This is a genomic window from Tahibacter amnicola (assembly GCF_025398735.1).
Lineage (GTDB): Bacteria > Pseudomonadota > Gammaproteobacteria > Xanthomonadales > Rhodanobacteraceae > Tahibacter > Tahibacter amnicola.
The window spans coordinates 2,527,856-2,542,576 of record NZ_CP104694.1 but is presented as its reverse complement, the minus strand read 5'-3'; the positions used below and the strand labels follow the sequence as shown (position 1 = coordinate 2,542,576).

At 65.1% G+C, this 14,721-nt stretch carries 12 protein-coding genes and 1 pseudogene; 9 read left to right on the top strand and 4 right to left on the bottom strand.

All coding sequences use genetic code 11. The annotated features are described in order from the left end of the window. Window positions 1-330: 330 nt before the first annotated feature. The 6 genes and pseudogenes from N4264_RS10820 to N4264_RS10795 all read left to right on the top strand — a co-directional run. Window positions 331-1,362, top strand: coding sequence for a ferritin-like domain-containing protein (locus N4264_RS10820; RefSeq protein ID WP_261697044.1), 1,032 nt, complete (start codon window positions 331-333; stop codon window positions 1,360-1,362). Window positions 1,363-1,485: 123 nt separating this feature from the next. Then, the gene (locus N4264_RS10815) at window positions 1,486-2,343 is read left to right on the top strand and encodes a hypothetical protein (RefSeq protein WP_261697043.1); all 858 of its coding nucleotides are present in this window, start codon (window positions 1,486-1,488) and stop codon (window positions 2,341-2,343) included. Between the two features lie 332 nt (window positions 2,344-2,675). After that, window positions 2,676-3,287: a hypothetical protein gene (locus N4264_RS10810; RefSeq protein ID WP_261697042.1), complete on the top strand. Its 612-nt coding sequence runs from the start codon at window positions 2,676-2,678 to the stop codon at window positions 3,285-3,287. A 386-nt stretch (window positions 3,288-3,673) separates the two neighbouring features. Next, window positions 3,674-4,687 (top strand): tetratricopeptide repeat protein, encoded by a 1,014-nt coding sequence (locus tag N4264_RS10805; RefSeq protein ID WP_261697041.1) that lies wholly within the window; start codon window positions 3,674-3,676, stop codon window positions 4,685-4,687. A 20-nt stretch (window positions 4,688-4,707) separates the two neighbouring features. Next, window positions 4,708-4,992 carry a hypothetical protein gene (locus N4264_RS10800; protein WP_261697040.1) on the top strand — a complete coding sequence of 95 codons (285 nt, stop codon included), beginning with the start codon at window positions 4,708-4,710 and terminating at the stop codon, window positions 4,990-4,992. Window positions 4,993-5,113: 121 nt separating this feature from the next. Continuing rightward, window positions 5,114-6,712 (top strand): annotated as a pseudogene (locus N4264_RS10795) (ABC-F family ATP-binding cassette domain-containing protein); the annotation flags it as partial. Window positions 6,713-6,780: 68 nt separating this feature from the next. Here the strand turns inward: N4264_RS10795 and N4264_RS10790 are convergent. Both N4264_RS10790 and N4264_RS10785 read right to left on the bottom strand, forming a co-directional pair. Next, entirely contained in the window at window positions 6,781-7,974 is a 1,194-nt protein-coding gene (locus N4264_RS10790; RefSeq protein WP_261697038.1) for a M12 family metallo-peptidase, read from the bottom strand. 246 nt (window positions 7,975-8,220) lie between these two features. Then, a complete protein-coding gene (locus N4264_RS10785; RefSeq protein ID WP_261697037.1) occupies window positions 8,221-8,409 on the bottom strand; it encodes a hypothetical protein in 189 nt (62 codons plus the stop codon). 391 nt (window positions 8,410-8,800) lie between these two features. Here N4264_RS10785 and N4264_RS10780 point away from each other — a divergent pair, with 391 nt between their 5' ends. Then, window positions 8,801-9,007 (top strand): hypothetical protein, encoded by a 207-nt coding sequence (locus N4264_RS10780; protein WP_261697036.1) that lies wholly within the window; start codon window positions 8,801-8,803, stop codon window positions 9,005-9,007. Window positions 9,008-9,212: 205 nt separating this feature from the next. After that, window positions 9,213-10,010 carry a hypothetical protein gene (locus N4264_RS10775; protein WP_261697035.1) on the top strand — a complete coding sequence of 266 codons (798 nt, stop codon included), beginning with the start codon at window positions 9,213-9,215 and terminating at the stop codon, window positions 10,008-10,010. A 52-nt stretch (window positions 10,011-10,062) separates the two neighbouring features. Here the strand turns inward: N4264_RS10775 and N4264_RS10770 are convergent, their stop codons facing one another. Both N4264_RS10770 and N4264_RS10765 read right to left on the bottom strand, forming a co-directional pair. Next, on the bottom strand, window positions 10,063-11,154 hold the full coding sequence (locus N4264_RS10770; RefSeq protein ID WP_261697034.1) for an FG-GAP repeat domain-containing protein: 1,092 nt from the start codon (window positions 11,152-11,154) through the stop codon (window positions 10,063-10,065). A 264-nt stretch (window positions 11,155-11,418) separates the two neighbouring features. Further along, on the bottom strand, window positions 11,419-12,957 hold the full coding sequence (locus N4264_RS10765; RefSeq protein WP_261697033.1) for an alpha/beta hydrolase family protein: 1,539 nt from the start codon (window positions 12,955-12,957) through the stop codon (window positions 11,419-11,421). A gap of 248 nt (window positions 12,958-13,205) precedes the next feature. Between N4264_RS10765 and N4264_RS10760 the strand changes: the two genes are divergently transcribed. Continuing rightward, a complete protein-coding gene (locus tag N4264_RS10760; protein WP_261697032.1) occupies window positions 13,206-14,711 on the top strand; it encodes a DUF4331 family protein in 1,506 nt (501 codons plus the stop codon). Window positions 14,712-14,721 lie beyond the last annotated feature (10 nt).

Sequence of the window (14,721 nt, the reverse complement as noted above, 5' to 3'; positions counted from 1 at the left end):
GGATCGCTGCTCCCGCGACAGTGCGACCTCACGCACCCGCCATCGCCGCCGGTTCAACGGCCGCAATGACGTTGGCGCGCCTTCCGGCGCACTGCCCCGAGGGCGCACTCCTGACCCCAGAACCCACGACAGACAGTGGAGATCAGAGTATACCAACACACGAATTGTTGAAAGGCTGTTTGTGGATTCGTACTGCAGTGCGCATTCTTGCGTGAAACGGTAATGCGGTATTCTTGCCCGCGGCAGCGCCCTCCGCCGTCCGCTCCGGTGATTCCGCCGCCTCTCAAGCCGCTCCCTGGTCCATTCGTTGTACCTGCCTGGAGTTAGCCAATGAACATGCCCGCCAATCCGCAGCTTCGCGATTCGTTCGATGTTCGCGCCCGTAGCACGCCGACCGCGGTTTCCACCAGCCTTGCTGCGGCGCAGCAGCATGCGCAGGTCGCCGTCGCCGTTGAACTGTATACTATTCCCCTTTACCTCAGCGCCCTGGCGTCCATCAACACGTCCACGGGCAGCGCGGCCCAATCGGCCTACGCCGCTGTGCTGAGCGTGTGCACCGAGGAAATGCTCCACCTGCAGCTGGCCGCCAACATCTGCCTGGCACTGGGAACCACGCCCAACTTCACCGCGCCGGTCTACGGACAGGTGCCCAGCTTCCCCGATGGAACGCCGATACTCGACCCAACCGATCCCGCGACCGGCGACTCGGGCATCCTCAATGCGCGCATCGGCAACCTGGTCGACCTGCTGCCCACGATGCTCGATATCGAAGTGCCGACCGAATTCGAGACCGGCGCCCTGGTGCCCCCGTATCACTCCATCGGCCAGATGTACGATGCCCTGAAGGGACTGGCGCGGCTGGCCCGCAGCAGCGCGCCGTGGACCACGGCCAACCAGCAGAGCTACTTCAATACACAGGCCTTCCCCCAGGTCATCACCAACTACCAGGACCTGGTGACGGCGATCGATGTCATCTGCGAACAGGGCGAAGGCAAGGCCCAGTCGCCACCGCCAAACCCGCCGTTCACGCCGCAGGAATTCATGATTCCGGATGTGGCCGACCGCCTGGTCGGCATGAGCTCCGATCCACCGGGCCAGGCCGAGTACAGCCACTTCGGACGGTTCCTCGCGGTGCAGGCACTGGGACTGACCACGGCCAACGTCTACACCGGCACCTCGGCACCCGCATCTCAGCAGAACGTGACGCTGCAGACCGATTTCGCCAACCTCATCGCATCGATGAATACCTTGTGGACGACCGGACAGGGCAACATCTGGTCGATGACCAACCTCCTCACCGATGCGGTGAAGGTATGGCAGGCCGGCAACGTTCCCCAGTGGACACCGGCGAGTTTCTCCTGACCACCACGGCGGTGCACTGATGACCACGACGGCACGCCGTGTGCGTGCCGTCAGCACTTCCCACGCAGGCGCAGGGACGCGGAACCGGTTCGAACCGAACGCCCTCCTTCCGGGAGCCCCCCAATGAGCGTCCACGCAATCCGTCTTGTCCACGCCTGCCTGCTGTGGGCAGGACTTGCACTGCCCGCTATCGCCGGCGAAGCGGACGGTACCTGTACCCAGAACTGCCCGGCGCCCTATGTACCAAACACGTTCTGGACCACCGAATACGGCCCGGCCGCCGCCGACGTCGTGCTGTCGCCAACCAATTTCCTGTCGTGTCCGGCCGGCCCCTACGCCCTGTGCTTCTATTCCGGTCCGGACACACCGCCGAAGGCAGCGCAGGGTGGCAAGCTGCCCAGCCTGCCGTGCAAGGTATCCAAGGATGATCCGGAAATTGCCGAATGCCGGTGCTACGCGGAAAACGGCATCTCGTACATCGATATCCACGCCATCCGCAACACTGAGGCTTACATCGAAACCATTCGTATCTGTGGCCAGGACGGTGCAGGTTGTCGCAACCTGCTGACAGACGCCCTGCCCGGCGACGTCACCACCAGCACCGGCGCCTCGCTCGGATCGTTGCCGGTTGCACCGGCGTGCAGCTACCTGATTGCCGGCAGCGACGGTATCGCGCCGATGGCACCGGACGCGCAGGTGGTATCCACGTTCAGCCTGGCACGTGCCAAACGCTACGCCTCCGGCCAGACCAGCTGCACCAGCACGCCGGCGCCCTACGCCGGTTGCATGACCGCATCGTGCACCTTCGAGAACGACAAGAAGGGTAAGCGTTCCGGATTTGCCACTTGTCGGTGCCCGATCTACACCGGCCCCTTCCAGGTCGGCCAGCCCAATGTGTCCTGCGACGCGGGCAGTGGCAACGTCTGGTCCGCCGGATACGCGCCCCCGCACACCAGCGGAAGCAGCACCAGCAGCAACTAGCGACTGAAGGCCCGGCGATACGGCGCCAGCGTCGGATTCGCCGGGCTTCCACACCTTTCAACCCTTCCGAAACCTGGGGTGCCTCCCCCAGCTGCACAGATCCTGCGTATTGCCGCTCGGCGTGAGGCCGTTCGGGCAGCCTGCAACCCCTCGGTATTCCCGCCGCGCGAAACAACAGCGCAGGACGCGGCGAACCCGTGGCATTGCCTTTGCGCGGGCTCCTGCGTCGCGGAGGTCGCGTGCGTGACCGCAGTATCGGCAGCCGTCCTGGGCCATTCCGATCGCCTGCATCCGGTCGGCACGGTCCGCTGCCATGCTGCAGGAGGCCCGTCATGCATCCACGAATCCTTCCGTTCTGCGCCAGCCTGTTGCTGATCCCGGGCGCTACTGATGCACGCACGCCCCAGCGTTGCGTCGGCAGCGCCGGTGAACCGGTATTTGCCCAGTACTGTGCATCGGGCAAGGACACCTCGCAGGCATCGCGACCCGCTTCGCGCCGCGCGCACCGCGAGACGTGTGCACGCACCCCCCAGGAGCTGCAACAGCAAGTGCGTGACGCACTCAGAACGCGCAACGGCATCCGTCTATCCGGCCTGGTGTTATGGCGGGGTTACTCCGCACGGACCGCACGCAGCGAACTGCGGCAGCTCCTGGGCTTGCTCAAGCCAGCCTTCAAGGACGTGGCCATCGACGCGGGCGAATCCTTCATTCGCGAAGACATCGATGGCGGGCTCCTGTACGAATCCGTGTCAGCACCCGGCCTGGTCGTACTGACCACGAACCAGGCGCAGGGCACGCTCGCCAGCAGCGAAAGACGCTTTGGCATTACCCGCGACCACGGCTGCTACTGGATGACGCTGTACGAACGACCGGCTCGCTATCGGATTCGCGATGCGGACGCGGCGACAGCGTCCGGATGGATACCGACGCGGCACTCGCCCTGATCATTGCGCGGTGTCGCTATTGACGAGGTAGCACGTCGGCGGAGGGCGATGTTGCCGGAATTGCCCACCGGATTTCCCGGCGACGAAAAGTGCCACGATCTGCGTTCAGTGCCTGGCGCCGTCTGGAATACCCGGGCGGCGTGGCTCGCCTGTCCGCTGGCCCACGGATGCCTGGGACACGGCATCCGTGGGCACAGCCGGGGGTTTTCGCGGTCCGGAATGGCAACCGTTCCGCGAAGCGTACGCACTCATAGCGTAACAACCGGCCCGCAGAAAGGGGGAACGCAAACGACCGCTAAATGGTCCAATCACCAACGTCCGTCGGCATGTTGTCGTCGTCGGTCACGCTACTGTCGCTTTTGGCACAAATGTCCGTCGAACGGCACGTGCACCGCAGAGCACCTTGTCCCACAATCAAAGCCTCGTCATTTGTCCGGTATGCGCATGCGCCTGTCTCCCCCCTTCCCGACGACCCCGAAGCACTCGAAGCCGACGCCTACAGCGCCTTCGACAAGGGCGACCTGCAGCGCGCCGCCCGCGCCTTCGATGCACTGCTCGGGATCGAACCGGAGTCGGCAGATTTCCACTACATGCAGGGGCTGACGCAGAAGTACCTGCGCAATTGGGCGCGCTCGCTGCACCACAACCAGCGCGCACTGTCCCTGGGCAGCGAGCCCAACGACGCCGCGACCTGGAATGCAGGCATTGCGGCAACGGCGTTGCGCCACTGGCGCGAAGCACGCCGTCACTGGCGCAACGCCGGCATCGACGTCGCTGATTGCGACGAACCCATCAACCACCACTACGGCAACGTGTCCATCCGGCTGAACCCGGACAGTTGCGCCGAAACCGTTTTCGCCGAACGCATCGACGTGGTGCGCGCGCGGCTGCTCAACGTGCCGCTACCGGAAAGCGGCCACCGTTTCGGCGATATCGTGCTGCACGACGGCGCCCGCACGGGCGAACGGCAGTGGGGCGATAGCCGGGTCCCCGTCTTTAATGCGCTGTCGCGACTGCACGTATCGGAATACCGCACGTTTGTCGTGTTCGTCCGCGCCGCGACGCTCAGGGATGTCGACGCGCTGCTGCATGCGATCGCGCCCGGCATCGGCATGGTGGAAGACTGGACCACCAGCATTCGCCACTACTGCATGCGTTGCAGTTACGGCACTCCGCACACGCACGAATCCTCCGGTGCATCGCCCTGGCAGCCCGAACGCAACCTCGGCATTGCCGCCGTTGACCTCGCCTCCGTCGAAGACCTCCTCAAGCAATGGATCCATGGCAGCCCGGACCGTCATTTCGACGGACTGGCCAACCGCGACTGCGAATTGCCCGAACCCACCGCAGCCACCCCCTGGTGGCGTGGACCGGATGACGGTGAGATCGAAACGGCCTGAACCATTCGGATACCTGCCGCATGAATATCGCCAACGCGTATGCCTGTCTTGTCCACGAGCTGGAAGTCCTGCGCCAATACGATCCGCAGGACCTCATTCCCCTCGTCGGTTCAGCCCCGCTCGAACAGGTGCTGGATATTGCCGGCGAGCGCGTCGAGTTCTCCTATTCAATGAGCTGGGCCGATCGCCACCGCCGCGCCATCCGGATCACCGCGCAGGCGCGCGGTCCCAGCACCTGGCGCCACGAATGGTTTGAAGAATCCGCCACGGTGGCGGTACCGCCCCGGGCATCCGAACCTCCCTGACGCCGGCCGGGCATCCCCTGTCGATCGTGAATTCCGGTCAATAACCGGCTCAGCAGGTGCCTGACGGCGGGACACGGCGCCAGTTCCGCTACACTACGCGCCCGTTTTTCTGCACGTCCCCATGATTGCCTTCCGGAATTTCGCCCTGCGGCGTGGCGAACGCCTGCTCCTGTCCGACGTGGATATCGCCCTGCATGCGGGTGCGCGCGTCGGCGTTGTCGGCCGCAACGGCTGTGGAAAATCCAGCCTGTTTGCCGCGATTCAGCGCGAAGTCGAGCCCGACCGCGGTGACCTGGACCTGCCCGCCCGCCTGCGCATCGCCAGCGTGGCACAGGAGACGCCGTCCCTGCCTGACCCGGCGATCGATTTCGTACTTTCCGGCGACGTGGAAGTGCATCGGATCCTGCGCGCCGAGGCCGAGGCGATGGCCCGCGAGGATTGGGACGGCGTCGCCGCCGCCCACCAGGAACTGGCGGCGATCAATGGCTATGACGCCACCGCCCGGGCCGGACGCCTGCTGCATGGCCTGGGATTTTCGCCGGATACGCACGAGATGCCGGTGTCCGCCTTTTCCGGTGGCTGGCGCGTGCGGCTGAACCTGGCCCGCGCACTGATGATGCCCAGCGACGTGCTGCTGCTGGACGAGCCGACCAACCACCTGGACCTCGACGCGGTGCTGTGGCTGGAGCAGTGGCTGCTGAAATATCCCGGCATGCTGCTCATGATCTCGCATGACCGCGAGTTCCTCGACGGTGTCAGCACGCACACGCTGCACATCCATGACGGCCGGGCAAAGCTCTACACGGGCGATTACACCAGTTTCGAGCGCCAGCGCGCCGAACACCTGCGCCAGCAGCAGATCGCCTTCGAAAAGGAACAGGCCGAGCGCGCCCACCTGCAGGCGTTCATCGACCGCTTCAAGGCCAAGGCGAGCAAGGCGCGCCAGGCGCAGTCACGCGTCAAGCGGCTGGCAAAGCTGACTGGCACCGAAGCCGTGCGCGCGGAACGCCAGATCCGCATCCAGTTCGATGAACCGGTGAAGCTGCCGCATTCGCTGATCCGCCTCAACGACACGGACGCCGGCTATGAAACCGCCACCATCCTCCAGGACGTCGGATTCGGGCTGGAGGCCGGCGACCGCATCGGCCTGCTGGGGCCCAACGGTGCGGGCAAGTCCACCCTGGTCAAGACCCTGGTCGGCGAATTGCCACTGCGCGCCGGCGAACGCGTGGCGCACCGGGAAATGCAGCTGGGCTATTTCGCGCAGCACACGGTGGAATCGCTCCATGACGGCTTGAGCCCGATCGACCACCTCAAGGAAATCGCGCCGGGCACGGCCACGCAGGTGTTTCGCGATTTCCTTGCGCGCTGGAATTTCCCCGGCAACCGCGCGTTCGAGGTGATCGACAATTTCTCCGGCGGCGAACGCGCCCGGCTGGCGCTGGCGCTGATTGCCTGGCGCCGCCCGAACGTGTTGCTCCTGGACGAACCGACCAACCACCTGGACCTGGAAATGCGCGAGGCGCTGGCCGAAGCCTTGAGCGACTTCCCCGGCGCCATCGTGCTGGTTTCCCACGACCGCCATCTCACGGGCCTGGTCTGCGACACCTTCTGGCGCGTTGCCGACGGCAAGGTCGAAGCCTTCCAGGGTGACCTGGACGAATACGCTACCTGGCTGCGTTCGCGCGGCGCACGCACCACGACCAAACCGGCCGCGGCGGCGGCCTGACCCGCCGCCGCGCCGCGGGCGCTGCCGGGAGAGCAGCAGCGCCCGGCACCACGGGGTTTTCAGTTGAAGCCGTTGGCGAACAACCGTTCCGACGGCCGGAAATTGGCAACGATCGGCGCAGTCAGGTTTCCGGTGCGATGGTTGTCACGCGCACCGGCGATGCCGGTCGGCACACCATTGAAGGTCACCGCCGGATTGGAGAAATACGGCCGTCGCGGGCAGGAGCTGCTGCACGGGTCCGAATAGGACATGACGGTGCGGTAGCTACCGCTGACGTAGTGCCCGTAGGACCAGTCGTAGGACGCGTTGTCCTGGTCCGTGCCATCTTCCGGGTTGTGCTCCATGCCCATGTTGTGGCCATGCTCGTGGGCAAAACTCAGGTTTCCGACCGCACAGCTGCGCTTGGTCACCTGGTAGGCAAGATTCGCAAAGCCTGGGCCCGGATTGCGCATCACTTTCGCGACGCCGCACCCGTCCAGCGACGACTCCACGATCAGCGAGACCAGGTCTGCGCCTACCTCGTTGCGGATCCGCGCAACCTCGGCATTGTTCACGATCCAGTTCAGGTCATCCTCGTCTTCGTCGCGGGTGACCGGACGCACATCAAGCAGGACGAAGCGCGCGACCATGTCGCTGTTGCGGAAGGCGGTGTTGGCCGCATCCACCGCTGCCTGGGCCAGGGTGCGGATCTGCGTGACGCCCCCGGCCCCCTCCAGCGCCTGTGGCGAGTACATCACCAGCAGTTCGATCCGATTGGGAGGATCGGCCGTCACGGCGGCAGGAACGGCCGCGTCGGGAACGTGTTCAGGCACGTCGCCGCCGGCGCATTCCGGAAATGCCGCCTGATCCAGCGCAAAGACGGATTGGCCGCCATCAGCAAGGGGCGACACCTCGTAGTTGCCCTCCGGGGCGGTCACCAGCCCGGCAAGCAAACCCGCATGCATCGTCAGCGTGACGGTGTATTCCGGGCCTGCCGCGAGGGCGCCCGAAAGGGTGAAATCCCCGCCACCGCGCTCGGTACGCGCATTGACCTGAACCGTGTGGACGGCACCGCCCGGCAGGTGCAATTGCAGTTGCTCGGCCCGGCGCAGGGCCTGCGCATCGATGGTGATCCGGCTGGCGTGGGTAGCCGCTGCCGAACGGACAGCCCTGGGTTCCAGTGCCTGTTCAACCTGCCAGGCAGACGGCACGATCTGCGTCGCCCCGACGGCGACCGGCAGGAACAAGAAAGTACACAGCGAGCGGACGAGCATGGCGCACCTCGGCGACGGCGGGAACAGATCCGCCGGACGCAGGGGCACGACGACACGGTGTTGCGACGCGCGAGTCGGTCTGATGCCGCGCCGCGGAACCGGCGGATGCGTCAGACAGTAGAAGCAGCACCGGGTGGGCACCCTGGCCGATCAGCCAGGGTTCGATACGACCGTTCGTTATTTCGTGATGCGGCTGTCAGAAGTCGCCTGCCCCGGCAAGGCCAGGGCAGGCATTGCACGTGGATGCTAACGTGCGTTCTTTGTGCGATTGGAGCCGGACTTGGTCGGCGCGGCCGACTTGCCGGCGCTGCCAGTTCCCTTCGTACCCGCGTCGCCGCCGGGTGTGCGGCCGGCGCTGCCCGTGCCCTTGGTACCCGCGTCGTTGCCGGGCGACCGTCCCGCGCTGCCGGCATTCTTCGAATTGTTCGATGGCATGATCTTTCCCTCCTCGCTTGCCCAGGTACGGCGCGAGGCCGTCGCGCCGGCGGTCCGCCCGGCAGCCGGCTGCACCGGATCGCCGCACGGCAGCGCCGGTTGTATACCTTGCGCCATCGTCTTGCAATCTGGCGTCACATTCATGGCACCCTTGTACGGTGCAGATCCGGCCACATGTCGCGGCCTCAGCCCCTGCAACGGCGTTCCGTTGGCATTCCCCACAGAAGCGTCCGCTCACGGACGTGCCAATTCCGGTAGAACGCCCTTGGCATCCAAGCGCCGACAACATGATTTGACTGGCTACGGCATTTCGGCACCACCGAAATGCTGCCCCTTGTGCGGCCGGCCGATTCCCCCGTCACAGGTCGACAAGCATCATCTGGTGCCCCGCATGAAGGGCGGGCGTGTTACTCAGGAGCTGCATCGGATCTGCCATCGGCAGATCCACGCCCTCTTCAGTGAAACGGAGCTGGCCCGCACCTACAACAGCGCCGAGGCACTGCTGGAACATCCCGATGTCCAATCCTTCGTCCGCTGGGTACGCAGCAAGCCCGACGACTTCACGGACAGCGCCAAACGGAGCAACCGGCGCAAGTAGCGCGCACCACGCGCGGCCATAGCAGCAATAGCGCCTCGTCGCTCCGGCATGGATGTTCCCTACGCAACAATCCCGGCGTTGTTGCGTGAGCCGCAAATGCGCACAAATCCGAGTTTCAGGTTCTGGCGTCGCAACCGCGACGCACCGGAATTTCCGGGCCTGGCCGCTCCACGGCGCGCCAATCACATATCTTCCCGAGGGAAACATGCCGATTCATGGTCTGCGTCACCGCACCAGTGTTCTGGCCGTCGCGCTGCTGGGCGCTACCGCCGCTATCGCGCAAGACGTGAAAAATGAGCCAACTGCTGCGATCACGGCAGCGCTGGGTTTGAGCGTGCCGGATGTGGCGCACTGGCAACAGGTGGCACCCGGATTCGTCGAGGGCAAGGGCCGCGATGGTGAGTTGACGCGTGTCTATGCCGGCGATGAGGGGCGCCGCCTGTATCTGTCGACTCTCCGTGACCACTGGCAGCGCAGCCAGGAGCTGCTCCGCGCGACGGACCCGGAAGTGGCGAAAAACGCCCGGAATACCGCAGATTTCCTGAAGGCGAGCATTGCGCGCCTGGAGGCCGCCAATTCCACCAGGCGCCAGGGAAACGCCACGCGCGCCACCCAGGAACCCTTCTCCTATTCGGCACAAGTCTGCGCGGGTATCTACGGCTTGCCGTCGCGCTTCACCGCGAATATCGCGATGGTGGATGCCCCGCAGGCCGAGGCCCGCATGGGAGCGCCGGGACCGGGATTCGGGCCGTATCCTCCGCCGCCGTCGTGGATCGTACGGGCCGTATCGGCTACGGTGAATGATCTCACCAGCACCGCGGTCGCCTACGACACTCTGTCGCCCATCACGGCCTCACGCAGCGTGCTCACCTTTCCGGGCTCCTGCACGATGAACACGCGCCACGAGATCTCCTGGCGGTGCGGCGCAATGGACCCGCAGTTCTTTGCCCTGACGCGCACGCAGACCTGCGCCGGCGTTCTCAATGGAACACCTCCGCAGTAAAGCCGCTTGATGCGCCGGGCGGATCGCCCCGCCCAGCGTCTACTGCCGGCAGTTACTGTTGAGACTGAATACGGATGCCGCTGTCGTCGCCGTCTGCCGGGAAGAACACTTCGCTCACCGACTCCAGGCTCGGCACGCCTTCGACGGTCTTGGCCAGACGGAAGGTGCCCTTCTTCGTGCCGACAAATACCTGCGCCGTGTGATCGAGCGCGTTGACGACCAGGACGTCATCGATACCGTCATTGTTGAAGTCCGCCCTTTTCGCCGAGACGCCGTTGGAACCGGCTTCAATACCCAAACGCCCAAGGTCAAACGTATCGGCCTTGCCCGCCTTTGCGGTGAATCCCAGAACCGTGACGCTGTACCAGCGGGTGGTCGTGCCGCCCGGCCCGAAACACTGGAAGACATCCGCGCCGGAGAACAGGAAGTACTGGCGATAGCTGCCGGACGGACCACCGTAGCTGCAGTGCGTGGCATTCGCCGAGCTCCACAGCAGATCAACCCAGCCGGGACGCTGCAGCACTGTCGGGTACACCGACAGCCACACCTGCGGCGGCGGCGTGAGCGAGACCGTGAGATGGGCGGTGGCAGAGGTCTGGCCAGCGTCGTTGGAACAGGTCACCGTCACCGAACCGCTGCTGGTCGGCGAAACGGTCGTGCTGCCCGAGGTGGCGCCGACCGCCGCCGCGATGCTGCCGCTGGCGCTGCAGCTCAGGGCGTAGTCCGAGCTCCACACCAGGCTCGACGACTGCCCGGCGTAGATGGACGAGGGCGAGAAGGATGCGCGCACGACCGGCTTAGTGTCGGGCGGCAGTACCGTGAGATCGGCCCGGGCGTAGTTTGCGCCTGCCGGCGCACCTTCGCAGATGAGCTCCGCGGTGAGGTTACGGGTCGGTCGCATGCCCTCCGAACCCATGGGCGATCCGGTCACCAGATCCGGAATGCCCAGGACTTCGCAATACACGGCCTGCGGCGACGACCAGCTCAGCACCGTGTACTGGCCAGCGACGATCGTACTGGGGTTGAAGCGAATCTGGGCGCCGCCCGGTCCGGCGCGACCGGCATCGGTCGCCCCGGCGACCGCAGCGGAGAGGGGAATCACGGAAAGACTGGCAAGCAACAATGAAGAAAACGTCCGTTTCATGACGGTGTGACTTCCGACGTGGAGGTGGATGCGCGCTGCGCTACCCGGTGCATAGCACGCCGGGCGCACAGACAGGAGCGGCCCTTCAATGGCCGCGCCGCATCCTAGAAATATCCGCAATGTACGGAAATCACGTTTGCTGATGAGCGCCGGAAGTTTCGTGACGGCAAGACTTGCCCATCGGATTCCGACAAATGGCCCGTCACTTCGCTAGCGGTGCTAGTGCCGGTGGCACCCGTCATACCCCTCTGGCGAAGCCGGCCGCTATTTCGTGGCCGCAGTAGCCTTCAGCCACCGTCCCATCGTGCTCCAGTAGTCCGGATGAAATCCCCGTGACCGCAGCAGGCCGGACAGGGAGTCGTCCGGGCCCGTCCACAAGCCATGCGCCGTGCTCGGGAACACATGGATTTCCTGCGGCGCGCCGCCGGCAGCGAGGGCTTCGCGGAAGATCGGCACGCTCCTGGCCACGGGAACGAAGCTGTCCTTCTCCCCGAAAAGGCCAAGCACCGGCACCGAGATCGTGCGGAAATCCGGCACCGGGTCGAAGTACCAGAACGTCTGAGCGCGTTCACTGGGCTTCTCGGGCAGGTCGTCACGCAGCTCGACAAAGGAGGCCCACGGTTTGTCGACACTGTGCCTGGAAAGGGCGAGGATTTCCGCGCGCCCCTGGCCGGACCGGACCCACTCCATCAGACGCTTTTCGTAGTCGACCGCCTCGGCGATATCGGCGTCGGAGAGCCCGGCGGAGCGCGCCACGTTCTCGACGCGGAAAATTTCCTGCTCTGCCGCGGTGACCGCCGGCGCGGACTGGGCGATGACAAACGCGATGTCCTTGCTGCGCGCGGCGGCGATGGGTGCAATCCATCCGCCCTGGCTGTGCCCCCACACACCGACGCGGTTCCTGCGGATGTCCGCGCGCGCTTGCAGCGCATGCGCCCCGGCAACGGCATCGTCCGCCAGGTCGCGCATGCCCGCCGAGGCTTCCTTGCCACCGGATTCACCCAGGCCGCGGCGATCGTAGATCAGGCTGGCAATGCCATGGTGGGCGAAGAAGTAGGCATTGAGCCGATAGCCGTCGCGGGCCGCGGGCGCACTCATCTGCGTCAGCACGACTGCCGGAAACGGGCCCTCGCCTTCAGGCAGGATCAGCGTGCCGCGCAGCTCGATACCAGCGTTCGTCCAGGCGATCGGTTCCTCCCGGAAAGTGACACGCTGCAGGGCGACGCGACGACGCCCCTCGGATTTGAGCGTCCATGAGCCGTCACGGCCAGGTTTGAGCGACAGGTACGGCGACCGGGGATCCACGAAGCCCGAGCCGCCTTGCAATTCGTCACCCCGGTCGAACAGGTGATTCCAGCGGCCACTGTTGTAGTCGACCCACAGCGGATTATCCCAGTCGGCCAGGGTGGCGACGGCGAAAATCCGGCCGTCGGCCGCGCGCCACGCACCCGACAGGCCCGAAGCGCGGCTTTGCGGCGCCACGGTCACCATCGACAGGCGGCAGGCCGGCGTCGTCTCGACCGGCGCCAATGCGTCCTTGGCAATTCGCGCCTTGCAGGTCAGCGCGCCTGCTTTTGACGGCAGTGAGAGACTCAGCAGCCTGCCGTCGACCACCAAGGGAATCGTCATCGGCGGCGGCGCATCGGGCTTTGCCACGGCGGCGAGGACACCTTCCCAGGCCCCCGCCTTCTGGCTGACGACCAGGCGGAACAGTCCTTGCGGGCCGCCGTGCCCGGTGTCGAGCAATCCCTCGTAAATGCCGGGCGTGAGCGCCGCCCAGGCCGGGAAGGCCAGGAAACTCACGCCGAACGCCCCCACAAACCCCGTCAAACGCCTGCCAAAACCCATCATGCTTTGTCCCCCTACGTGAGCACTGTCGGATGCAGATTCACTCCGGCGGGTTTAAAGACCCGCGGCACGCGGCCGCCGCGCCCGGCAGATCCACAAATACCACCTTCCACCTGTTTCACGCCATCGCAGCTGCATCCAACCCGTGAATGCCTTCGTAAGTATCGGTACGAGCGCCCAACACAGCTCGCGAGGAGAGAGAGATGGACATACGCAAGACCGCCATCGCGCTGGCCGCATCCGCCGGGTTCTTCCTGGCCGTACCGGCCGCGCAGGCTTCCAGTCACCGGGAGGCGCTGGCCGTTCTCAATGAACCGTGCGCGGACAACACCGATACCTATGCCTGGGTGTCCCCGGGAGACCACAAGAAGCTCTACCTGATCGCCAATTTCAATCCATTGCACGAACCCGGCCAGGGCAACCAGGGACTACGCGCCTGCAACGGGTACCGCTATGAGTTTCACATCGGCAAAGGCCGATACCTCAACGACCAGTTCGTGTATCGCATCACGTTCAACAACACCGAACCCACCGACGGTGCCCCCAGTGCGACCGACCCGCCGCTGGGTGGCAACGAGTTGCTGTGGCAGATCACCGGCGGTGCGGAAACCTACACCGTGACGCGCCTGGATCGCCATGGCCACGCGACCGTGATCGGCAGCAACCTGCCGGTGGCGCCGAACAACCACGGTCCGCAGACCGACCGCCTGGTCAATGGACTGGGGCCGTTCAAGGGGTATGAGTCCGGCGACAACACCAGCCGCAAGCAGAACCTTTACGACGACGCATTCGTTGCAGCGAACTTCATCCACACCCTTTCCAACGGTGGTCGCGCCTTCTCCGGGCAGCGTGACGACCCCTACTATCTCGACGAAAAAGGTATTTTTGATCTTGTAAACCTCTGCCGTGACGGCCTGTTCGGTATCGCCGGCGCGCGCGACGGCGACTGCGAAGACGTCTTCACCGGCTTCAACGTGTTTACCGTGGCCCTGGAGATCCCCACCGAGGAAATCTTCCCCGGCGGTATTCCGCACAACGGCGAGCTGCGGCCCCAGACGACGGATAGCCTGCTGCGCGTGTGGTTCAACATCAGCCGGCGCGAACAGCAGATCGTCGATCCGGATAACGTGGTGACAGGCTATCGCTACACCGGCCGCTGGCGCCAGGTGGGTCGCAACGCATTGCCGTTGTTCAATGCCGGGCTGGTGGGCACGGCGCGACAGACGAAATATTTGCGATCCTCGCCGATGAAGGACGTCAGCAATTTCGGCGGCGACATCCTGTTCCCGGTACTGGTTCGCGATGCGGAACTACTGGGCATCTACGCAGCGCTGGGCATAGATCCCAATGCGGCCGGCCTCAAGGGCCCGCGCGTGGACATCATCAATGCAATCAACCTCGGCCGGCCGATTCCGATCGTCGACGGCAGCACGGGTGATGTGATCACGCTGGATGCTGCGATCGACTCGAAGTTTCCCAACGGCCGCCGGCTCGATAGCGGATCGGCACCGAACAAGGAACACGTCGACGTCAGCGACGTGATCATCAGCCTGGTGGTGGCCGGCAACCCCGCAGCCGGCGCCGGCGACGGCGTGAACTTCAACGACAAGGACTATCTCACCGAGTTTCCCTTCGTGCCGCTGCCGCACGACGGCCTGAATGGCGGACACGGTGGCACTAACGACATCCACGCGACGACACCGCGCTGAACAACGCGTG